Origin of the sequence: Paraburkholderia kirstenboschensis (assembly GCF_904848585.1) — a bacterium.
Taxonomy (GTDB): Bacteria; Pseudomonadota; Gammaproteobacteria; order Burkholderiales; family Burkholderiaceae; genus Paraburkholderia; species Paraburkholderia kirstenboschensis.
In genome coordinates this window covers 477,264-499,332 of record NZ_CAJHCR010000005.1, presented here as the reverse complement: position 1 = coordinate 499,332, position 22,069 = coordinate 477,264, and the positions used below count along the sequence as shown (strand labels likewise).

The following is a 22,069-nucleotide window of genomic DNA, read 5'->3' as shown; positions in this document are numbered from 1 at the left end:
AAAGAGCCTGTTCACATGTTATAAGCCCCAAGGGAACTGAAGTTATCGTCTGGTGAAACAGTCGTCTTGGGGGATACCAATGAAGTTGTTCCGCAACGCCAAATCGTCCGCTAGCGGATTCGCGCTGGCCGCACTGCTGTCTGTTTCCGTCGGTTTTCTCGAGGCCACGCCGGCAGTCGCGAAGCCGCCCGCGAAACCTCAGCCGGCTGTACTGACCGCGTCCGCAATTGCGGTTGCCGACGAGTACAGCGCCGACGCCGCCGAGCAGATCTTCAAGGAAGGCGGGAACGCGGTCGACGCCGCGGTCGCCATCGCCTTCACGCTTGCCGTGACTTATCCGGAAGCGGGCAACATCGGCGGCGGCGGTTTCATGACGCTGTATGTGGGCGGTAAGCCGTACTTTCTCGACTATCGCGAGCGCGCGCCGCTGGCGGCCACGAAGAACATGTATCTCGACGACAAGGGCGAGGTCGTCAAGGGCATGAGCCTGTACGGCTACCGCGCCGTGGGCGTGCCCGGTACCGTCGACGGCATGTGGCAGGCGCAGCGCCGCTTCGGCAAGCTCAAATGGAAGCAGGTACTTGCACCGGCCATCCACTACGCGCGCGACGGCTTCACGGTCAGCGAGCAACTGCAGGAGCGTCGCGATGCGGCGGCGAAAGAATTTGCCGGCAAGACGAACTTCGACACCTACTTCGGCAACCTGAAGCAAGGCGTCAACTTCAAGCAACCCGATCTGGCCGCCGTGTTGCAGCGCATTTCGGACCAGGGCGCGAAAGACTTCTACTCGGGCAAGACAGCGGACCTGATCGCTGAATCCATGCGCGGTCACGGCCTCATTACGAAGGCGGATCTGCAGCAGTACAAGGCCGTGTGGCGCCAGCCGATCCAGGCCGACTGGAAAGGCTACCGCGTGTACACCGCGCCGCCTCCGAGCTCGGGCGGCATCGGTCTCGTGCAATTGCTGAAGATGAAGGCGGACCGCGAAGCGGACTTCAAGGACGTCCCGCTCAATTCGGCGCAATACATCCATCTGATCGCGGAAATCGAAAAGCGCGTGTTCGCCGACCGTGCGCAATATCTCGGCGACCCCGACTTCTACAAGGTGCCGGTCGCGCAATTGACCGACGACGCGTACCTCGCGAAGCGTGCCTCCGAGATCAATCCGGAAACCCCGTCGGACACGAAGAGCGTGCAGCCCGGACTCGGCACGTCGATGCCGGAGAAAGCGGAAACCACGCATTTCTCGGTAGTGGACAAGTGGGGTAACGCGGTGTCGAACACCTACACGGTGAACGGTTACTTCGGTTCGGGCGTGGTCGCGGATCGCACGGGCATTGTGCTGAACGACGAGATGGACGACTTCTCCGCGAAGCCGGGCGTGGCCAACATGTTCGGCGTGGTGGGCAGCGACGCGAATTCGATCGAACCGAAGAAGCGCCCGCTGTCGTCCATGAGCCCGACGATTCTCACCAAAGACGGCAAAGTCTCGCTCGTAATCGGCACGCCGGGCGGCTCGCGCATCTTCACGTCGATCTTCCAGGTGATCAACAACATCTACGACTTCAATATGCCGTTGCCGGCAGCGGTCGGCGCGATGCGTTTCCATCACCAGTTGCTGCCGCCGAACACGATTTTCTGGGAGCCGTACCAGCCGATCGACGGCGAACTCGCCAAGCAGGTCGAAGCGAAGGGCTATACGCTGAAGGCCCAGAACTTCAACGGCGATATTCAGGCCATCAAGATCAATGACGAAACGCCGGAGCCTGCAGCCGACCCTCGCGGCCGCGGCGTCACGCGGATCATTCAGTAAGCGTTTTTCGAATGGCGTGAACGGCGTGTCGATCATGACGCGCCGTTCACAAACAGAAGACCTCGCGCTCGAACGAGCCCGGGGTTTTTTTACGCGCGATCAGCTTGCCTGTTCCACTGGCGTCAGCGTCAATTCGAGCCGTTGCGCGCCGCGCAGCACGGTCACGTTGACGGGTTTGTCGATCCGCGACGCGTCGAGTGTGCGTTGCAGCCCATCCACGTCCTGCACCGGCAGCGAGTCGATTGCGACGATGGTGTCGTCGGTGCGCAGACCGCCTGCCGCGGCCGGACTACCTTTGACGATTTCCATCACATGCACGGCGCTTTGCGCGCTCAAACCGAAGTAGCGCTGTACGCGGCGCGACAGCGGCGTCGTCGTGCCCGCCACGCCGATATACGCTCGCCGCACGCGGCCATGCGCGAAAATCTGCATGATGACCCACTTCGCCGTGTCGATAGCGGTGGCGAAGCAGATGGCCTGCGCGCCGGGAATGATCGCGGTATTCACGCCGATCACCTGGCCCGTCGAATTGATCAACGGACCACCTGAATTGCCGGGATTGAGCGCGGCGTCCGTCTGAATGACGTCGTAAATCATGCGGCCAGAATTGGAGCGCAGCGAGCGGCCGAGCGCCGATACGACACCCGTCGTCACCGTTTGCGCGAGGCCGAGCGGATTGCCGACCGCGATGGCGATCTGCCCGACACGCAGCTTCGACGAGTCGCCGAGTTCCACATGTGGCAGCGGCTCGGGCGAACCGATTCGCAGCACGGCCAGATCGCTGCCGGGGTCGTCGCCGACCAGATCGGCGTCGAACCTGGAGCCGTCGGCGAGCGTGACCTGAATGTGGGTCGCGCCATGCACGACGTGGCTATTGGTCAGCAAGTAGCCGTCTGGCGTGAAGATGAAGCCTGAGCCCGTGCCGCCGCGAGCGCCGCGGTCGCGCGCGGCGGCGCCCGCCAGCCGGCGTTCGACGGAAATGAAGGCGACGGCCTGCTGCACGCGTTCCAGCGCGCCAATGACGGTGCGCGAATAGGCGTCGAGCAGGGCGTCGTCGGATAGAGAATTGAGGTGGTTCGGCCCGGGTGCGTCGGATGCGGCGCGCGACAGGTCATCAATGAAGCGTGGACGGCTTCCCATGGCGATGCTCCGGATAAACGGAATTGCAGATGCGGGGCGCGCTCGGGCTTTTCAAGTGCGGGTCCGGCCAGGCCCGCTTGGGTCGCTTGGCCCGCTCGGGCAGGGATTGACCGGTATGCACCACGGTCGGCCATCGCCGCCGTAAAGCGAGTTTCCGGCGTGTGAGACACTGTGATGCAACCACGAGCCGTCCGCGACCGCACGCGAAGGAGACCGCCGTCATGAACCAGCCCGCCCATCCGTCCGACGAGACCGATGCTTCGGCTTCGTCCGCATCATCCCCTGAGGCCGCGCCGGCCGAACCGCGGATCGAGTCGCTCAGCGCTATCACGCTCGCCACCGGCAATATGCAGGAAGCGGTGCGTTTCTACGAAGCCCTCGGTTTTCCGCTCAAATTCGGCGATGGGCAAGCCGCATTTACGTCGTTTGCGTTCGGCGGCACGTATCTGAATCTGATCGCCGATTCGCGTGCGCCGGTCAACTGGTGGGGCCGCGTGATCATCTACGTGTCAGATGTCGATGCGATTTATCGCAAGGCGCTGGCGGCCGGATTCAAGCCGTCGCTCGAGCCCTCCGATGCGCCGTGGGGCGAGCGCTATTTTCATATCGCCGATCCGGACGGCCACGAACTCAGCTTCGCAAAACCGTTGCGTTAGCGAGCGGCGTGGGCGTGAAACTCGCTATCATTAACCGGCTGCGGTAACACGGCTGACACCGGATGCACCGATAATCGGGCGCGCCCGCGTCGCTTTTGCCGCCGCGAGCCTGATCATTTTCGTCGCCAGGAGAGCCGCAATGAAAGAGCAGGATCCGAGACCTGAACCCGAGTTGCTCGTGGAGCGGCAACGCCGTTTCGAGGAAGACCTCATCGACGCGTACGACGAGGAACTCGAGATGGAGGTCGACGACCGCATCCTCGACGGCGCCGAGGGCTTCACGCCCGAGAACCGCGAAGCACGCAAGGTGTATTTTCGCGAACTGTTCCGCTTGCAGGGCGAGCTCGTCAAATTGCAGGACTGGATCGTGCAGACGGGGCACCGTCTCGTGGTGATTTTCGAAGGGCGCGATGCCGCGGGCAAGGGCGGCGCGATCAAGCGCATCACGCAGCGGCTCAATCCGCGCGTGTGCCGCGTTGCGGCATTGCCCGCACCGAACAACCGCGAGCGCACGCAATGGTATTTCCAGCGCTACGTCTCGCAACTGCCGGCCGGCGGCGAGATGGTGCTGTTCGACCGCAGCTGGTACAACCGGGCGGGCGTCGAGCGCGTGATGAATTTCTGCACCGACGAAGAATACGAAGAGTTCTTTCGCTCGGTGCCCGAGTTCGAAAAGATGCTCGTGCGCAGCGGCGTGCAGATCGTCAAATACTGGTTCTCTATCACCGACGAAGAGCAGGAGATCCGCTTCCAGAACCGCATTCACGACCCGCTGAAGCAGTGGAAGCTCAGTCCAATGGATCTGGAAAGCCGGCGCCGTTGGGAGGCATATACGCTCGCGAAAGAGGTGATGCTGCAGCGCTCGCACATTCCCGAGGCGCCGTGGTGGGTCGTGCAGGCAGTGGACAAGAAACGGGCGCGCCTGAACTGCATTCACCATCTGCTGAGCCAGGTGCCGTATCACGAGATCGAGCATCCGCGGGTCGAATTGCCGGCACGCGTTTATCACGACGAGTACAGCCGTCAGCCGGTGCCGGCTTCAATGATCGTGCCCGAGGTGTATTGAGCGGTTCGACCGGCCTTGTATTTGAAGTAGAAGAAACGAAAAAGCGCGGCACGTGCCGCGCTTTTTCGTTATGCCGGCTCCATGCTGCATGTGCATGGGCGGCCGCGAACGGACTGATTAGAACACGGCGCGGAACAGCCAGTACAGGCCCGCCGCGAGGGCGATGGAGGCCGGCAGCGTCAGCACCCACGCGAGCACGAGGCTGCGCACGGTCGCCCATTGCAAGCCCGAGCCGTTGGCCGCCATGGTGCCGGCCACGCCCGAAGACAGAACATGTGTCGTGGACACGGGCAGACCGTACATGTCGGCCGCGCCGATCGTCATCATCGCAACGAGTTCGGCCGACGCGCCCTGTCCATACGTCAGGTGTTGCTTGCCGATTTTTTCGCCGACGGTCACCACGATCCGCTTCCATCCGACCATCGTGCCCAAGCCCAGCGCAATCGCCACCGCGACCTTTACCCACGTCGGAATGAACTTGGTGGCGTGATCCGTCTGCGCCTTGAAGTTGTTGATCGCCTTGGCGTCTTCCGGAGCAAAGGCGGGTTGCTTCGCCTTGTCCATCAGACGAATCGCCTCCGATGCCACGTACATGTTGTTGCGCACGTTGTCGACGATGCTTTGCGGAACGGCCGCCATCGAACCGGATGTGCGCACCTGGTTGGCGATGATATCCGTGAGTTGCTTCAAGGCGGGCAACGTCGCGGGCGTCAGTTGATGCGTGCGCACATATGCTTCGACATCGGCGCGCGGATTGGCGGAAGGCGGCGCGCCATTCGTGTAGCGCGCAAGCGCGCCCGACGTTTGCTCCGCGACCGCGATGAACGTCTGCGTTTGAGCGGGCGTAACGGCCTTGTTCAGCGCATACGCCGTCGGCACGGTGCCGATCAGGATCAGCATGATGAGGCCCATGCCTTTCTGGCCGTCGTTCGAACCGTGCGCAAACGAAACGCCGGTGCAGGTCAGGATCAGCAGGCTGCGAATCCAGAACGGCGGCGGCTCCTTGCCCTTCGGCTCCGCATAGAGCGCGGGAATGCGCACGACGGCTTTGAGAATCATCAGCAGCAATCCGGCTGCGAGAAAACCTACGAGCGGCGAGAACAGCAACGACTTGCCCACACCAAGCGCCTGGTTCCAGTCCACGCCACTCGTGCCGTTCACGCCGTGCATCAACTGGTTCATCAGGCCGACGCCTATGATCGAGCCGATCAGCGTATGCGAGCTCGACGACGGCAAGCCGAAATACCAGGTCCCGAGGTTCCAGATGATTGCCGCGATCAGCAGCGCGAACACCATCGAAAAGCCCGCGCTGCTGCCCACTTGCAGGATCAGCTCAACCGGCAGCAGTTGCAGGATGCCGAACGCGACCGCTCCGCTCGAGCTCAGCACGCCCAGGAAATTCCATGCGCCGGACCAGACGACCGCGAGATTCGGCGCAAGCGAATGTGTATAGATGACGGTGGCCACGGCGTTCGCGGTGTCGTGAAAGCCGTTGACGAATTCGAATCCAAGTGCGATCAGCAGCGCGACGCCGAGCAGCAGATACGGCAGGATGGAACTCTCGCGCACGGGTTGCAGATCGCCCGCGAGTTGCACACTGCAATAGCCCACGCCGGCTACGATCACGGCGAGGAAAATCACGAGACCGAGATTGCGCCCCTTGCCACTTGCCGCGCTGGGTTGCGGGTAGGAAAGTTCCGGCATGACGTGTGCCCCTTGGAGGAATGTCGGTGAACTGCCGATCCTGCGGGGCATATGTGTCTGTACGATGACACCTGCATCGGGCGGATGCACAAGAGCGGGCATCCGCCTGCATTTGGCGGCCGGCGCCTTGACTGATGGCCCGAGGGCAGTGCCGCGTAGCATGCAGGAATCGATTTTGCTACGCTGGGGGAGGACCGGGCATACCTTCGAGGGAAATTCGATGAAGCGCGACAGTCGCAAGGAAAGCCGCAAGGCGGACGGAGGGGCGTCGGCCGCCGATTCGGCCGTGCAGGAGCCCACGGCGCACGCCGCGTTTGCGTCGTATGCGGCCCCGCTCGTTAGCGACGCGATAGGGTTCGCGAATGCAGTACGCGAAGATCCGTCGCCGGAAGCGCTGCACAAGCTGAGGGTTTCGCTACGCCGTTTGCGGTCGTTGTGGTGGGCCTTCGCGCCGCTCCTCGAGAAGGGCGAAAACACGCGGCAACGCGCGCTCTACAAGTATCTGGCCACTGCAGCCGGCAAAACCCGCGACTGGGACATCCTGATCGAACTCCTCGGGCAGGAAGATAGCGGTGCGCGCAACCTCGCGCCGAAGCTCGAGCAAGCGCGCGGCGATGCGCTCGCAACGAGCCGCGAGACGCTGTCGAACGCGGACGTCAAGCATCTGTTGCGCGAGGCGTTGACTAGCGCATCGACGGAGATCAACACGACGCACGAACGCGTGCCGTTGAGCAAGTTCGCGGGCAAGCGTGTGGCAGCCTCGGAGCGTTCGTTGTTAAAGCGCGCCAAGCGCGCGCGCCGCGCAAAAACGTCGAATTACGCCGCTTTTCACGACGTCAGGAAAGCCGGCAAGAAGCTTCGCTATCTGCTCGAATTTTTCCAGCCGGTTTTGAGAGGCAGCCACAAGCGCACGCTGAAGCGGCTCAAGCAGGTGCAAAAACGTTTCGGTACGCTAAACGATATCGTCGCGAGCGAAATGTTACTGCGCGACAATGCGAGCTTATTCGCCGGATCGGGCGACACCGACGCGGTGCTGCAGTGGTTGCACAAGGAGCGCAAACGCCGCATGCGTTCGGCGGCGGGACTGTTGCGCAAGCTATAACGCGAACGCGCCCTGACACGCGGCGGGCAATGCGCCCGCGCGTGATATTTGATGGCGGCCCGCACGCTCATGCGGCCCGCGTGCAATGGAGGCGACGCGCAGGTGGCAAATCGAGCGCATTTGCAAGGGCGGCGCTGGCGCAGGGCCGTCCGGCAAGGAGCAGGCAGCGTCGCGCGTTACGTGGGCAATCGTCCGGTATTGGCGGGCGTGGCCGGTACGGTGGTCGCGGTCGCGATGGCGGCGCTCACGTTGCTTACGCTCCTTAGCGGACGCACTGACGCGCTCGACCATGCGCGCGAAACGTCGCAGAACCTCGTGTCGATCATCTCCAGCGATGTGGAGAGGAACGTCGAAATTTATAACCTGTCGTTGCAGGCAATGGTGGACGGCGCGCAGCATCATCTGGCTGCGGGGCTGCCTCCCGACGCGCAGCGCGCAGTGCTGTTCGACCGTGCTACGACGGCCGCTTATCTCGGCGGCGCGTATATCCTGGGCGCGCATGGCGAGGTGATCGCTTCGCAAAGCGGCGACGTCAACCGGGAGGTTCGCTTTACCGACCGCGACTACTTTATGGTCCATCGGCGCAACGCGGCTGCGGGTCTTTATCTGTCGCATCCGTTCCGCTCCCGCTTGCGCGACGGCAAGATGTCGATAGGGCTCACCCGGCGGATCAACGACGCCAATGGCAGCTTTGCCGGCGTCGCGTTGCTTGCGATTCGCATCGAGTACTTCCAACGCCTGCTCGAGCGAATCAGCATTGGCAAGCAAGGCTCGGTATTCATCGCGATGGACGACGGCACGCTCATCGCGCGCAAGCCGTACTCGCCGCAAGATATCGGCGCGAGCATTGCAAGGTCGCCGAGCTTCGTCCGTATGGCCGCGCATGGCGCCGGTTCCTATATGGCGCCTTCCGCAGTCGACGGTGTGGAGCGCATGTTCACGTACACGCACGTGCCGGGCACCTCGCTGATTGCGGTCGTCGCGCCCGCTGTCGACGACGTGCTGGCGCCGTGGCGCCATCGCGCGACGATCAGCGGCGCGTTGACGCTCGCGTTCGGCGCAGTCTTCGTAGCGGTGTCCTGGCTGCTGGCGTTTGCGCTGCGCGGCAAGTTGCGCGCGCAGGCCGCGCTGACGCGTCTCGCCGGCACCGACCCGCTGACAGGGCTTAGCAATCGCCGTGTGCTCGACAACCGGCTCGACGAAGAGTGGCGCCGCGCGCGGCGCACGGGCCAGCCGCTGTCGGCGCTTTTCATCGACATCGATCATTTCAAACACTTCAACGACACGCACGGTCACGCAAGCGGCGACGAAGCACTGAGCGCGGTGGCCGAATGCATTTCGACCGCGGTGCGCCGTTCAGTCGACGTGGTCGCGCGCTATGGCGGCGAGGAGTTTGCCGTGATACTGCCGGACACGTCGGCCGACGGGGCACTCACGCTTGCGGAGAAGATTCGCCGGAGAGTGCAGGCGCAAGACATTCTGCAGGGCGGCGACGACACGGTGGCGGTCACGGTGAGCGTCGGTTGCGCGACCTGCGTGCCCGCGCAAGGTGCGAACGCGTTCGATCTGCTCGCCGCAGCCGACCGGCAGCTTTATGTGGCGAAAGCGGCGGGCCGCAATCGCGTTTCTGCCGCGCAGTCGCCCATGCGTTCGATGACTTAGCACCCGCCGTCGCAGGCGAGCGTGAAGCAAACAAGGCGAGGTCGACTTGGACAGGCCAGTCGTCATTCATGCGCTTGCGCGGCTTCGCGGCGCGAAGCCGCGCAGTGTCACGGCGTTTCCTGCGTCTCCATGGAATCCGCCGCGTAATGCGCCTACAGACTGCGTGAGCCGGCTCGTGCGCGGCTCGTCGGCAAGCAGCAAACCCACCGGAAAGCCGCGCCGCTGCCACGCATCCAGCCCTCCGCGCAGCGCGCGAATCCGCGTATAGCCATAGTTGCGCATCCGCACGCTGATCTCGGCAGCCGTTGCGCTGTCCGGGCACACGCAGTAAATCACCATGTCATAGGCGCGCAGCGCGAAGTCGATCTGTTCCGGCGAATGCGGGTCGAGTGCGTATGCGCCCGGAATAGGCGGCACTGCGTCGAGCGCTGCGCCCGGTGGGCGTGCGTCGAGCACCTTGGGTGTCGGCTTGCGGGCCGCCGCGCGGCTCGACGCTTGTGGTTGCGCGCCGTCATCGGCGAGCGCGGCTTGCCGGCGTGCCCGCCGCTGCAGAAAAAGGCGATAGGCGAGATACAGCAATGCGGCGCCCAGCAGCAGATCGATCACCGTGCCGCCTTGCGCTCTGACGAACTCGAACAGCATATGCAGTTGCCGTTCCGCTGCCGCGCCGCCGAGCAGCCAGAAAGCGGCCCACGCCATTGCGCCGGTAAGGTCCCAGACTGCGTAGATGCGGGCGTCGACGGCTGTGGTGCCCATCAGCGGCGGCGTGATCAGCGCAAGGCCGGGAACGAACTTCGAGATCGACACCAGCGGCACGCCGAAGCGCTCGAACATCGAGCGGGCCTGTTCGACGCGGGCATCGAGGGCGGGCAGCATCTGACCGAGCACGCCAATCAGCTTGCGGCCATAGAGGCGGCCGGCGGTGAACCACGCGCCGTCGCCGATCAACGCGCCGAGCACCGCGGCGCATAGCACCGGCCAGAACGACAGCGTGCCCGCCGCAATCGCGGAGCCGGCAAACAACAGCACGGGCACGGCGGGAATCGGCACGCCGAGTCGCGTCAACAGCACGTTGCCGAAGACGACCGCGCCGCCCCAAGCGGATACCGCCGACGACGGAAACTCTACCAATTGCGCGGCTCCTGAGTTCTTGTTGGGAAGTTGAAGGCGCCTATTGTTGCCCGGCTCGTCTACTGATGCAAAGACCGTTCCCGTCGCGCTCGGGCTTCTCCCTTCGAGCAGGATACTCGATGGATCGCCCGCAAGGGCCAAGCTGCAACGCGCTGCAATTTCGTTCAAGACTGCCTGCGGCCGCATGTTTAAGCTGCGTGCTCGTCCCTTTGCCTCGGAGTTGCACGATGAATTCACGGTACATCGGCTATATATGTTGCGCGTTGGCGATGGTCGGCGTCGGCAGCACGGTGGTGGTGAGCAAGTCGATTGCGGCGGGATTGCCGCCGTTCAGTGCAACCGCGCTGCGCTTCGCGATCGCGTTTCCGCTGTTTGTGCTGATCATGCGCTGGCGCGGCGTGCGCTGGCCGCGCCTCGACCGGCGCGACGCCGCGCTGGTCGTCGCGCAGGCCGCGGCGGGCAGCGTCGGTTATACGGTATTGCTCATCAGCGGGATGAAACTCGCCTCGGCCGGCGATGCGGGTGTGATCGCGGGCACGTTGCCCGCAGTGTCGGCGGTGGTCGCGATGCTGGCGCTGGGCGAGCGGCCGTCGCCCGCGCTGCTCGGTGCGATCGGTCTCGCCACGGCGGGCGTGCTTGCTTGCACCGTGCGTCCCGGCGAAAGCGCTGTGCCGCATGCCGGCAGTTCTTCTATCCTGGGCAATGCGCTGGTGTTCGCGGCGATTGTCTGCGAGGCGCTTTTCATTCTGCTTAATCGCAAGCTGCGCACACCGGTTGCGCCGCTGCCGTTGTCGGCGTTGATGTGCGGCGTCGGCTTCGCGGTCTCGATCGTGCCCGCGTGTTTTGAAAGACCCTGGAGCATGTCGCTCGACGGCGGCGCTCTGAGCGGCGTGCTGTATTACGCGCTCGTGCCGACCGTGGCCGGCTTCGTTCTCTGGTATGAGGGCGCCGCGCGCGTGAGCGGCGCGGAGGCCGGCTTGACGACCGCGCTCGTGCCGGTCAGTGCGTTGGCGTTGGCCGCGCTGCTGTTGCACGAGCCGGTCAGCGCGGCGCAACTTGCGGGCGTTGCCTGTGTACTCGGCGCCGTGATGCTCGCGACGTTCGGGCAAACGCGCAGCACGCGCAAGGCGGCGTGAGGCATGCGTTGTGTCGCGCGCGCCCGGCTAAAAATCTGCTCTTACGTGTTGGGCACCGCCACGGCGCCGGGATTGCCCACTATCGCCAGAAACTCGCGGCGCGTGGACGGGTCCGTGCGGAACGTGCCGAGCATGCGCGACGTGACCATTGTCACGCCCGCTTTGTGCACGCCGCGCGTCGACATGCACTGATGCGCGGCTTCGAGAATTACGCCGACGCCTGCCGGTTGCAGTACATCGTTCAACGTGTCGGCGATCTGCACGGTCATCTTTTCCTGGATCTGCAGGCGCTTTGCGAATGCGTCGACGAGACGAGCTAGCTTCGAGATGCCGACGACGCGATGCCCCGGCAGATACGCGACATGCGCGCGCCCGATAATTGGCACCATGTGATGTTCGCAATAGCTTTCGAAGCGGATGTCCTTCAGCACGATCATCTCGTCGTAGCCGTCCACCTCGGAAAACGTGCGAGCGAGGATTTCGCGCGGATCGACCTGATAGCCCGCATAGAACTCTTCATAAGAGCGCACCACGCGCGCCGGTGTGTCGATAAGGCCCTCGCGCTGCGGATCGTCGCCGGCCCAACGCAGCAGCACGCGCACGGCTGCTTCTGCTTCTTCACGGCTCGGACGGCCGTTCGTGGCCGCCGGTGTTGTTTGTTCTGTCTTGCTGCTGGTCATCCGTTGCTCCTCCGGGATCGCGCGTCGGGCCAGGATGGAGCGCGCGGGTTCATGAGTGTGGTTATTGTTCCATGTTTACGCTGGATCGTGCCGATGCCCCTTCCGACGTCGCGGGGCTGACGGTTTCATTTCGGCCATTCGTCCATGGCGTCGTTGAAGAGCTGCGCGACCACGCTGCGCAGCCAGCTTCCGCGCGGATCGTTATGAAACTTGCGATGCCAATGCTGCCGCAAATCGAAACGCGGCAGCGGCAGCGGCGGCTCGACGAGCGTGATCGACGCATGTTCCGACACATACGCGAAGCCGATCGCATGCGGCACGGTCGCGATCAGATCGGTGCGCGCGAGAATGAACGGCAGGCTCATGAAGTGCGGCGTCTCCAGCACCGCGCGCCGCTTGATGCGTTTTTTCACCAGATACTGTTCGAGGACTTCCTGGCTGCGTCCTTCGGCGCGCACCACGGCGTGCCCCGACGCGACGTACTGCGCGAGCGTGAGCGGCGCCTTCGAAAGCGGATGACCGGCGCGCATCAGGCAAATGAAGCGGTGCGTGAAGAGCCGCTGCTGGAAAAAGTTATTACCCGACAGGTCCGGAAAGTAGCCAACGGCGAGATCGACGTCGCCCGATTCGAGCCCGCGTTCGACATGCGCCGGCGACAGCGATACGGAGCGCAGATTCGCATGCGGCGCGCGCTCGGCGAAGAGTTGCAGAAGCCGTGGCAAAAAGACGATCTCACCGACGTCGGAAAGCGCAATCGAGAACGTATGCGTGCTGGTGTCCGGATCGAACTCCTGCGCGTCGAGCATGCCTTTCTCGATCCGCAGAAGCGCGTCGCGCGCGGCCGGCAGAATGGCGAGCGCGCGAGGCGTGGGCTCCATGCCTTTTGACGTGCGCACGAATAGCGGGTCGTCGAAATACTCGCGCAGCCGCCCGAGCGCCGTGCTCACGCGCGGCTGGCTCACGCCGAGTTGCTCGGCCGCGCGGCTGACGTTGCGGGTGTCCTCCATCGCGACGAGGTATGGGATCAGATTCAGATCGAGGTTGGTGTCCGACATGCTTTTCGACCGGCGGGCCGTGTGAGGCTATTCGATATGTCGATAGAGGGTAGCCGAATAATCGCCGTGCGGGATAGTGGGATTTTCGTTGACCTCCACGCGACAAGAGTGCGCACGAAGCCAACAGGTACGCACCGCATGCGGCGGCAACCTATGATTAAGGGAAAGTCCGTGCCTTGACAATGCAGCCAAAGCGCAACCATAATCGCCGGATCGTTCGCTAACCGAATCACTGTTCACTCTGCGAACAATGCGAGCGAGCTTGCGGGCAACTCGTCGCCAACCGGATCGGCGCACGGACCCCGGCAGACCCGACCGGCGAAGAACTGGCAGAAGCTGCCGGCACACCCGTTTGCCGCAGCCCGCATCGGCCCGGAGACCGCCCGCGAAGGCTGCCGTCATGGCGATGCGCGGCGTGCGTAGCGCCTCACAAGGAAATTCGACATGATCAATAAGATTTTCGAGTCACTTCAGTCGGCGGTCGCCGATGTCCATGACGGCGCGACTGTCATGATCGGCGGCTTCGGCACGGCCGGCATGCCGTCGGAGCTGATCGACGCGCTGATCGAGCAGGGCGCGCGCGAACTCACCATCGTCAATAACAACGCAGGTAACGGCGACATTGGCCTCGCGGCGCTGCTCAAGGCGAAGCGCGTGCGCAAGATCATCTGCTCGTTTCCGCGCCAGACGGATTCGTATGTATTCGACGCGCTGTATCGCGCCGGCGAAATCGAACTCGAACTCGTGCCGCAGGGCAATCTGGCCGAGCGCATTCGCGCGGCGGGCGCAGGCATCGGCGGATTCTTCACGCCGACCGGCTACGGCACGAAGCTCGCTGAAGGCAAGGAAACGCGTCTGATCGACGGCAGGCACTACGTGCTCGAGTCGCCGCTGCATGCGGATTTCGCACTCATCAAGGCGTATAAGGGCGACCGCTGGGGCAACCTCGTTTATCGCAAGACGGCTCGCAATTTCGGGCCGATCATGGCTAGCGCGGCGAAAACCGCAATCGTGCAGGTATCGCAAGTCGTGCCGCTCGGCGCGCTCGATCCGGAGAACATCGTGACGCCGGGCATTTTCGTGCAGCGCGTGATCGAAGTGCCGCAAGCGGCACATGCTCCGCTGCCCAATCCCCGCGACGCTGCCGCCTGAACCGGAGACCGACATGAAGAAACTGACCCGCGATGAAATGGCCAAGCGCGTTGCACTGGATATTCCGGAAGGCGCGTATGTGAACCTCGGTATCGGCGTGCCGACGCTGGTGGCGAACCACCTCGCAGCCGACAAGGAAATCTTCCTGCACAGCGAAAACGGCCTGCTCGGCATGGGCCCCGCGCCCGCGAAGGGCGAGGAAGACGACGAACTGATCAACGCCGGCAAGCAGCACGTCACGCTGCTGAAAGGCGGCGCGTTTTTCCACCACGCCGATTCGTTCGCGATGATGCGCGGCGGCCACCTCGACTTCTGCGTGCTCGGCGCGTTCCAGGTGTCGGCGAAGGGCGACCTCGCGAACTGGCACACCGGCGCGCCGGACGCGATTCCGGCTGTCGGCGGCGCGATGGATCTCGCGCTCGGCGCGAAACAGGTCTATGTGATGATGGAGCATCTGACCAAGCAGGGCGAAAGCAAGATCGCCGCTGAATGCACGTATCCGGTGACGGGCGTCGGTTGCGTCGGTCGCATTTACACCGACCTGGCCATGATCGACGTCACCGACCAGGGCCTCGTGGTGCGCGAGATTTTCTCGGACATCGACTTCGACGCGCTGCTCAAACTCACGGGTGTGCCGCTGATCGACGGAACGCAGGACGCGCGCGCTGCGTGAGCCTGGCGCGGCGTGCGTCGATGCAGGTTCATGCGGACGGATGCGGCTTGATTGATCGGCGCGTGGCGGCACGCATGCTGTCGCGCGCCCCGCGTTTCGCCGAGCAGTGCTACATTCAATAAAATCATTCCGATCATCGACGTCATCATGCTCGACTCCAGCGGTCGCCTCACCGGCCTTCTTTGCGGCACGCAGCCGATGAACGACGTCTGGGCGCCGCGTGCCACGCTGCAACGGATGCTCGACGTGGAAGCGGCGCTCGCACGCGCTTCGGCAGCGCACCATGTGATTCCTCAAACAGCGGTGCCGGCAATCGAAGCAGCCGGTCACGCCGATCAACTCGACGCCGACGCGCTTGCGCGCGACGCGGCGCTCGGCGGCAATCTCGCCATTCCTCTCGTCAAGCAACTCACCGCGCGCGTGAAAGCGGCTGACGCCGAAGCGTCGAAATACGTGCATTGGGGCGCGACGAGCCAGGACATCATCGACACCGCAACGGTGCTGCAACTGCGCGACACCTTCAATCTGCTCGACAGCGGCTTGCAATCCACTTGCGACGCAATCGCGACACTTGCAGCCACGCATCGCGCGACGCCGATGATCGGCCGCACATGGTTGCAGCAGGCGTTGCCGATCACGCTCGGCCTCAAATTCGCGCAATGGCTCGATGCGTTGTTGCGTCACCGCGAGCGGCTCGACGCGCTGCGTGCGCGCGTGCTCGTGCTGCAATTCGGTGGCGCAGCCGGCACGCTGGCGAGCCTGCGCGATGCGGCGCCGCAAGTCACGCAAGCGCTCGCGCAAGAACTCGGCCTCACCGTGCCTACCTTGCCGTGGCATACGCAGCGCGATCGGATCGCGGAGACAGCATCGTTCTTCGGCATGCTGATCGGCACGCTCGGCAAGATCGCGCGCGACATCTCGCTGCAAATGCAAACCGAGATCGACGAACTCGCCGAGCCTGCCGCTGCGGGCAAAGGCGGATCGTCGACGATGCCGCACAAGCGTAATCCGGTTGGCTGCGCGGCGGTGCTCACGGCGGCCACGCGTGCGCCGGGACTCGTCGCCACGGTGTTCGCGGGCATGGTGCAGGAACACGAGCGCGCGCTTGGCGGCTGGCAAGCCGAATGGGACGCGCTGCCCGATCTTGCACGGCTCGCTGGCGGCGCGCTTGCCAACGTCGAACAGATCGCGGCTGGACTGAACGTGAACGTGCCGCGCCTTGCCGCGAATCTCGACGTCACGCACGGCCTGATTCTGGGCGAAGCGGTGATGCTTGCGCTCGGCGACAGCATCGGCCGGATGGACGCGCATCATCTCGTGGAGCGCGCGTCGAAAGCCGCGATCCGCGACGGCCAGACGCTTTTCGATGTGCTGTCCGCGGACGCTGCCGTGACCCAGCATCTTTCGATCGAGCGCCTGAACCAACTGCTCGATCCCGCTCAATACGTCGGCCAGGCGCACGCATATGTGGACGCTGCGCTGGCGCTTCATACCGCGCGTTCACAGCGCGCCCCTTCGAAGGAGTAACCGGCATGCCTTACGCCGCAGTCAACGGCACGGAGCTTCACTATCGGATCGACGGCGACCGTCACGGCCACGCACCGTGGATCGTTCTGTCGAATTCGCTCGGCAGCGACCTGTCAATGTGGACGCCGCAAGTCGCGGCGCTGTCCAGGCACTTTCGCGTGTTGCGCTATGACACGCGCGGTCACGGCCATTCCGAATCGCCGAAAGGTCCGTACACGATCGAGCAACTGAGCGGCGACGTACTCGGCTTGATGGACACGCTGAAGATCGCGCGCGCAAATTTTTGCGGCGTGTCGATGGGCGGACTGACAGGCGTCGCGCTGGCCGCGCGTCATGCGAATCGTTTTGAGCGCGTCGTGCTCGCGAATACGGCGGCGCGAATCGGCTCGCCCGAAGTGTGGGTGCCGCGCGCCGCGCGGGCTCGCACGGAGGGCATGCTGGCGCTGTCAGAAGCGGTGTTGCCGCGCTGGTTCACCGCCGACTACATCGAGCGGGAGCCGGTGGTGCTCGCAATGATTCGCGACGTATTCGTGCATACGGACAAAGAAGGTTATGCATCGAATTGCGATGCGATCGACGCCACCGATCTTCGCCCCGAAACGCACGGCATCAAGCTGCCGGTGCTGGTGATCAGCGGCACGCACGACGTCGCGGCGACGCCCGCGCAAGGACGCGAACTCGCGCAGGCGATTCCAGGCGCACGTTATGTCGAACTGGACGCCTCGCATATTTCGAACATCGAGAAGGCCGATGCTTTCACGAAGACAGTCATCGACTTTTTGACGGAGCCCAAATGAACGACGAAGACCGCTACGAAGCCGGACTCGGCGTGCGCCGTGCAGTGTTGGGCGATGCGCACGTGGACCGCTCGCTTGCGAACCGCACCGAGTTGACTGAAGAGTTCCAGAATTTCATCACGCGTTATGCGTGGGGCGAAATCTGGACACGCGAGGGCTTGCCGCGGCACACACGCAGCCTGCTCACCATTGCAATGATGGTCGCGTTGAATCGCAGTGAAGAACTTGCGCTGCATTTGCGCGCCGCGAAAAACAATGGCGTGACGCGCGAACAGATCAAAGAAGTATTGCTGCAAACCGCAATTTATTGCGGTGTGCCGGCGGCCAACTCCGCGTTTCATCTCGCCGACAAACTGTTCCGCGAGGATGACGCCGCTGCAAAGCCGTGAGTTCGTTGGCTGCAGTCGTGCTTTAACCATAAGACGCGCGCCCGAATGCGGCGCGCGTTTTCACATGGCGCGCCGTACGGGCTGTGTTTCGCGACGCGCGTTGGCATCAGCGTCGGTCGCGGTACCGGCATTGGCGCGCGCCTCAGCCGGCAGGTCCAGCCGCACAGTGCGCAATACGGTGTCCTTGATGACTTCGCGCCAATGGGCGAGCGCAGCCTTGTCCATCAGCGGCTCGCCGAGAAACGCGCCTAACGTGTACTGGTTCGCGTTATAGAAATAGCCGAGCGATGCGATCAGCAGATACACGTCGCGCGCCTTCACGTCGGCGCGGAAAACGCGCTGCGCCGTGCCCGCATCCAGCAGCTTTTGCACCACTGAAATCGCATAGCCGGAAATCTCCTTTAGCTTCGAAGACTTCTTTGCGTGCTTGCCTTGATGCAGATTCTCGCTCGACAGCAGCGTAACGAACTCGGGGTGATCGAGGTAGTACTGCCAGACGAACTCGACCATCTGTTCGAGGCCGTGCACCGGATCGTCCAGATCGAGATCGAGCTTGCTCTCCGCTTCGTTGAACTGCGTGTAGATCGTTTCCAGTACTTCGATAAACAACTGTTCCTTGCTGCCGAAGTAGTAGTAGATCATTCGGTCGTGCGAGCGCGCCGCCTTCGAAATACTTTCGACGCGCCCGCTTGCATAGCCTTGCTTCGCGAAGACCTTGATTGCCGCTTTCAGTATCTTGGCGCGCGTATCTTGCGCCTGTTTCGCACGGATGCCGGTGGCTCCCGGCTTGCGAGCGGCAGTGGAACTCATGGCGGTCTGATATCTCTTTTGTTGGCGTCGTTAAACGGCTTGAAGCTTGCGGCTTTGCGTCCGCCGTTCGCCGGGGCAGATACGCGTCTTCATCATACAGCGGGCCTTGCATAATGCGAGCGCTGCGAGTGCTGTGAGTGCGACAGCTTCGGCGTAAATTGGAACACCGATCCAGCGTGCGCCCGTTTGAATGCCGCGTTGCACCATCCTCATGCGAACGGGAAACACATTGCGCAGTCTATTTTGATCGAGTAGATTTGCAACAAGTTTGGTGTAGCGGATACTACACGAACGGTAAGTGACCGCAACATGAAATTCGCGAGTCACACGAAAGTCCCTTGAAACAAGGGCTATTCGTCAACCGGGCAGGACCGATTGTAATGTCGTCGTATGGGAACCCCACCATGACAGAACATGCGAAGGTCGATTTCGGTGCGGAGCGCGTGGACGGCGACATCGCCTCTACGCCCGGTCCCACCGTGCTCGCGAAGGCGGCGCCGCGCAGCGAGCGAATGGCGTCGAACAAGATCGAATGCAATGCCTGCCCCGTGCTGTGCCAGATATCGGAAGGCCGCACCGGTGCGTGCGATCGCTATGCGAATGCGAGCGGACGGCTGATTCGCGTCGACCCGGTGGTGTTTTTGTCCCGCGCAACCAGCGCGGACTCCACGGTCGAATTCGGTGCATCGTCAGAAGCCCAGGATCATGCCGCCGAACAGGCGCTTTTCGTGACCGGCGTGGGCGCATCGTCCACTTATCCCGACTACAAACCCGCGCCTTTTATCGTTGCCTCGAAGCTCGACGACGTCGACATGATTACGGTCGTCACCGAAGGCATTTTCAGCTATTGCAGCTTCAAGGTAAAAATCGACACTGACCGCTTTCTCGGTCCAGAGCAGGCGAACGTGCGTTGCCAGGGTGAGATCGTCGGCCATGTGACCACGGCCGAATACGGTTCGCAAATGTTGAGTCTCGGCGGTGTCCATCATCTGACCGGCGGCAGCAAGAAAGAAGGCCGCGTGACGTGCGACATGATGCTCGCGCTCGGCAACAAGCAGGCGGTGGAGTTGAGCATAGACGGCGGCGCGAGCCTCGCGATTCGCGCTGGTGCCGCGCCGGTTGTCGATGGAGTCGAAGAGCGGCGCATGCGGGTGGGCTGCGGTTCGGCGACTATCGGCATCTTCGCTAAACAATGGTTCGGTCACGCGGACGAAGTCGTCGTAGTGGACGATCACATCACCGGCGTGCTCACCGAACATCAGGCTGGGCGCTGCCTCGGCATGACACGCTCGGGCATCAGGATTCGCGGACGCAAGTCGACGCCGGGCCGCTATTTTCAGGTGGCGAATCCCGGCATTGGCTGGGGCGGCACCGACATTCAGGACCCGCTTGCGATTATCGAAGGCTTCGATCCCACGGTCGCGAAACCCGGCATGCGTCTGCTGATGGTGTCGACCACCGGCGAACACGCGCAGTGGTACGAACTCGATCACGATCTCGTGCCGCGCATGGCCGAAATGCCGGATGCGGTGCGCAGAACGGTGGAGCGAATCGGCGAAAACTGCGAGCCGTCGCTTGCCACGGTGCTGTTTCTCGGCGGCGCGGGCGGCAGTCTGCGGGCGGGCGCGACCGAGAACCCGGTGCTGCTCACGCGCGCGATCAAGCAGAAGCTCGTCAACGTGACATGCGGCGGCGCGCCGGCTTATGTGTGGCCGGGCGGCGGCATCACCGTGATGGTCGACGTATCGCGCATGCCTGACCGATCGTTCGGTACGGTGCCGACGCCCGCCATCGTCGCGCCGATCGAATTCACCATGACGTACGACGCATATCGCGATCTCGGCGGCCACCTGGATGCAGTGCGTTCATTGGAGAGCGTGTTGGCCAACGGTCCGGAGCATAGCGAAGGCGCGCCGCTTGCGCGCCGCATGTTGGCTGCCAATCCGGACAATCCGTGGCCGCCCGCCATGCCGCCAATGCTCGGCTAACGCACTGTCACGACAACGCTATGACGCAGGCAAACACGCACACAACGATGCACGCAACAGCGCAATGAACCCGACCCGCATCCGTATCGACGCAACCCGCTGGCATTGGCAGCATGGGCCGATCGACCTGATCCTCAGCGCCGACGGAGAACCCGCCGCGCTGCAAGCGGCTTTTGATGCGTGCTGGGCACGTTTCGTCGGTGTATTGCCTGAACTGGTCGGTGAATTGAAAATGCTTCGGCGGCCCGTTAGCGCCGAGGCGTCGCCTGATGATTGCGCGCTGCAAGGCCATGTTGCGCGCCGCATGTGGTCCGCGTGCCATCCCCATCGCGCGCGTTTTATCACGTCAATGGCAGCCGTTGCGGGCAGCGTCGCCGACGAGTTGATAGGCGCATTCGCACGCGAAGGCATCTCTCGCGCGTTCATCAACAATGGCGGTGACATAGCGTTTTACCTGACCGAAGGCCGGCAATATCGCGTGGGTGTCTTTGCGGACCTTTCGCAATCGCTTGCGAAAGTGCGGCGCCCAGGCGGCGAGGCGCTCGACGCGAATCTCACGCTCGACGCGAGCATGCCCATTCGCGGCATTGCCACGAGCGGTTGGCGCGGCCGCAGTTTCAGTCTCGGCATTGCGGACAGTGTGACGGTGCTCGCACGCAATGCGGCAAGCGCGGACGCCGCCGCGACGATGATCGCCAACGCCGTGAACCTCGATCATGCAGGCATCGTACGTATGCCTGCTTCGTCGCTGAAGGACGACACCGATCTGGGCGACCAGCTTGTTACCGTCGATGTCCCTTCGCTGCCGCAGCCGCTCATCGATTTCGCGCTTGCCCGCGGCGTGGAAGCCGCGCGGCGTTTGCTCGATCGAGAGATGATCGAAGGCGCCGCATTGTTCTTGCAAGGGCGAGCGCGAATCGCCGGTATGCACGGCACAGGCGCGTTGCTTTCGCATCGCGCTCAAACAACAACGGAGGCCCCGTGTTCGAAATACGCCGCGTGCTGACGCACGTCGAAGACATCTTCCACGAGTTCGGCCCCGCGCCCGCACAGCCGTTGCGGCGCGGCGCGATTGCCGCTGTGATGACGAACCCGTTCGCCGGCCGCTACGAAGCCAACATCGAACACGCGATGGAAGTGCTCAAGCCCATCGGCTTCGACATGGCGCAACGACTGCTCGCGGCGATGGCGGTCCCGCATGCGTCGATAGAAAGTTATGGCAAGGGCGCGATTGTCGGCTCGCGTGGCGAACTCGAACATGGCGCGTTGTGGCATGTGCCCGGCGGCTATGCGATGCGCGAGTTGCTGGAGAATAACGGCGTACCCACCAACGCAATCGTGCCGTCGACAAAAAAGGTCGGCGCGCCTTCCACCGCGCTCGACGTCCCGCTCACGCATGTGAATGCGAGCTACGTGCGCAGTCATTTCGACGCCATCGAAGTACGTGTGCCCGGCGCACCCTCAGCCGACGAGGTGGTGTACATCCTCGCGATGAGCACCGGTCATCGCGTGCATGCGCGCGTCGGCGGGCTCGCGAAAGAAGCGATTGTGGGCAAAGACGGCCTGCGCTAAACCACGCTGAAGGTGG

At 63.4% G+C, this 22,069-nt stretch carries 20 protein-coding genes; 14 read left to right on the top strand and 6 right to left on the bottom strand.

Going from position 1 to position 22,069, the window contains the following annotated elements; genetic code table 11:
* The first annotated feature begins 79 nt into the window (after positions 1 to 79).
* Positions 80 to 1,813 (top strand): gamma-glutamyltransferase, encoded by a 1,734-nt coding sequence (ggt, locus tag JMY24_RS17550; protein WP_128596355.1) that lies wholly within the window; start codon positions 80 to 82, stop codon positions 1,811 to 1,813.
* 99 nt (positions 1,814 to 1,912) lie between these two features.
* Here ggt and JMY24_RS17545 read toward each other — a convergent pair whose 3' ends face one another.
* On the bottom strand, positions 1,913 to 2,953 hold the full coding sequence (locus JMY24_RS17545; RefSeq protein ID WP_201702527.1) for a S1C family serine protease: 1,041 nt from the start codon (positions 2,951 to 2,953) through the stop codon (positions 1,913 to 1,915).
* A 221-nt stretch (positions 2,954 to 3,174) separates the two neighbouring features.
* Between JMY24_RS17545 and JMY24_RS17540 the strand changes: the two genes are divergently transcribed.
* Together JMY24_RS17540 and ppk2 are read left to right on the top strand one after the other, a co-directional pair.
* Positions 3,175 to 3,609 carry a VOC family protein gene (locus JMY24_RS17540; protein WP_128596357.1) on the top strand — a complete coding sequence of 145 codons (435 nt, stop codon included), beginning with the start codon at positions 3,175 to 3,177 and terminating at the stop codon, positions 3,607 to 3,609.
* Between the two features lie 139 nt (positions 3,610 to 3,748).
* On the top strand, positions 3,749 to 4,675 hold the full coding sequence (ppk2, locus tag JMY24_RS17535; RefSeq protein ID WP_128596358.1) for a polyphosphate kinase 2: 927 nt from the start codon (positions 3,749 to 3,751) through the stop codon (positions 4,673 to 4,675).
* Between the two features lie 117 nt (positions 4,676 to 4,792).
* On the opposite strand, the gene JMY24_RS17530 is transcribed toward ppk2, so the two are convergent.
* Complete coding sequence (locus JMY24_RS17530; RefSeq protein ID WP_201702525.1) at positions 4,793 to 6,379, bottom strand: inorganic phosphate transporter; 1,587 nt, start codon at positions 6,377 to 6,379, stop codon at positions 4,793 to 4,795.
* A 220-nt stretch (positions 6,380 to 6,599) separates the two neighbouring features.
* Here JMY24_RS17530 and JMY24_RS17525 point away from each other — a divergent pair, with 220 nt between their 5' ends.
* A complete protein-coding gene (locus JMY24_RS17525; protein WP_128596360.1) occupies positions 6,600 to 7,481 on the top strand; it encodes a CHAD domain-containing protein in 882 nt (293 codons plus the stop codon).
* 102 nt (positions 7,482 to 7,583) lie between these two features.
* The gene (locus JMY24_RS17520) at positions 7,584 to 9,143 is read left to right on the top strand and encodes a GGDEF domain-containing protein (protein WP_201702523.1); all 1,560 of its coding nucleotides are present in this window, start codon (positions 7,584 to 7,586) and stop codon (positions 9,141 to 9,143) included.
* Positions 9,144 to 9,209: 66 nt separating this feature from the next.
* Here the strand turns inward: JMY24_RS17520 and JMY24_RS17515 are convergent, their stop codons facing one another.
* Positions 9,210 to 10,274 (bottom strand): VTT domain-containing protein, encoded by a 1,065-nt coding sequence (locus JMY24_RS17515; RefSeq protein ID WP_128596361.1) that lies wholly within the window; start codon positions 10,272 to 10,274, stop codon positions 9,210 to 9,212.
* 227 nt (positions 10,275 to 10,501) lie between these two features.
* On the opposite strand from JMY24_RS17515, the gene JMY24_RS17510 reads away from it, so the two are divergent.
* Positions 10,502 to 11,410, top strand: coding sequence for a DMT family transporter (locus tag JMY24_RS17510; RefSeq protein WP_201702521.1), 909 nt, complete (start codon positions 10,502 to 10,504; stop codon positions 11,408 to 11,410).
* 41 nt (positions 11,411 to 11,451) lie between these two features.
* On the opposite strand, the gene folE is transcribed toward JMY24_RS17510, so the two are convergent.
* Complete coding sequence (folE, locus tag JMY24_RS17505) at positions 11,452 to 12,090, bottom strand: GTP cyclohydrolase I FolE (RefSeq protein WP_128586946.1); 639 nt, start codon at positions 12,088 to 12,090, stop codon at positions 11,452 to 11,454.
* A 125-nt stretch (positions 12,091 to 12,215) separates the two neighbouring features.
* Positions 12,216 to 13,145, bottom strand: a complete 930-nt coding sequence (locus JMY24_RS17500) for a LysR family transcriptional regulator (RefSeq protein ID WP_201702520.1) — start codon at positions 13,143 to 13,145, stop codon at positions 12,216 to 12,218.
* Positions 13,146 to 13,589: 444 nt separating this feature from the next.
* Here JMY24_RS17500 and JMY24_RS17495 point away from each other — a divergent pair, with 444 nt between their 5' ends.
* The 5 genes from JMY24_RS17495 to pcaC all read left to right on the top strand — a co-directional run bounded on the left by JMY24_RS17495 (position 13,590) and on the right by pcaC (position 17,683).
* Positions 13,590 to 14,297, top strand: coding sequence for a 3-oxoacid CoA-transferase subunit A (locus JMY24_RS17495; RefSeq protein ID WP_128586942.1), 708 nt, complete (start codon positions 13,590 to 13,592; stop codon positions 14,295 to 14,297).
* Between the two features lie 13 nt (positions 14,298 to 14,310).
* Positions 14,311 to 14,970: a 3-oxoacid CoA-transferase subunit B gene (locus tag JMY24_RS17490; RefSeq protein ID WP_128596082.1), complete on the top strand. Its 660-nt coding sequence runs from the start codon at positions 14,311 to 14,313 to the stop codon at positions 14,968 to 14,970.
* 147 nt (positions 14,971 to 15,117) lie between these two features.
* Entirely contained in the window at positions 15,118 to 16,497 is a 1,380-nt protein-coding gene (locus JMY24_RS17485; protein ID WP_128596083.1) for a 3-carboxy-cis,cis-muconate cycloisomerase, read from the top strand.
* A gap of 5 nt (positions 16,498 to 16,502) precedes the next feature.
* Positions 16,503 to 17,294, top strand: a complete 792-nt coding sequence (gene pcaD / locus JMY24_RS17480) for a 3-oxoadipate enol-lactonase (protein WP_201702519.1) — start codon at positions 16,503 to 16,505, stop codon at positions 17,292 to 17,294.
* The gene (gene pcaC, locus JMY24_RS17475) at positions 17,291 to 17,683 is read left to right on the top strand and encodes a 4-carboxymuconolactone decarboxylase (RefSeq protein WP_128586935.1); all 393 of its coding nucleotides are present in this window, start codon (positions 17,291 to 17,293) and stop codon (positions 17,681 to 17,683) included. Before pcaD ends, pcaC begins: the two co-directional genes overlap by 4 nt.
* Positions 17,684 to 17,743: 60 nt before the next feature.
* Here the strand turns inward: pcaC and JMY24_RS17470 are convergent, their stop codons facing one another.
* Positions 17,744 to 18,493: a TetR family transcriptional regulator gene (locus tag JMY24_RS17470; RefSeq protein WP_128586933.1), complete on the bottom strand. Its 750-nt coding sequence runs from the start codon at positions 18,491 to 18,493 to the stop codon at positions 17,744 to 17,746.
* A gap of 404 nt (positions 18,494 to 18,897) precedes the next feature.
* Between JMY24_RS17470 and JMY24_RS17465 the strand changes: the two genes are divergently transcribed.
* The 3 genes from JMY24_RS17465 to JMY24_RS17455 all read left to right on the top strand — a co-directional run bounded on the left by JMY24_RS17465 (position 18,898) and on the right by JMY24_RS17455 (position 22,053).
* Complete coding sequence (locus tag JMY24_RS17465; RefSeq protein ID WP_128596084.1) at positions 18,898 to 20,481, top strand: 6-hydroxynicotinate reductase; 1,584 nt, start codon at positions 18,898 to 18,900, stop codon at positions 20,479 to 20,481.
* A 64-nt stretch (positions 20,482 to 20,545) separates the two neighbouring features.
* A complete protein-coding gene (locus JMY24_RS17460) occupies positions 20,546 to 21,487 on the top strand; it encodes a UPF0280 family protein (protein WP_128596085.1) in 942 nt (313 codons plus the stop codon).
* On the top strand, positions 21,463 to 22,053 hold the full coding sequence (locus JMY24_RS17455) for an amino acid synthesis family protein (protein WP_128586929.1): 591 nt from the start codon (positions 21,463 to 21,465) through the stop codon (positions 22,051 to 22,053). The genes JMY24_RS17460 and JMY24_RS17455 overlap by 25 nt, the downstream gene beginning before the upstream one ends.
* Positions 22,054 to 22,069: the final 16 nt, after the last annotated feature.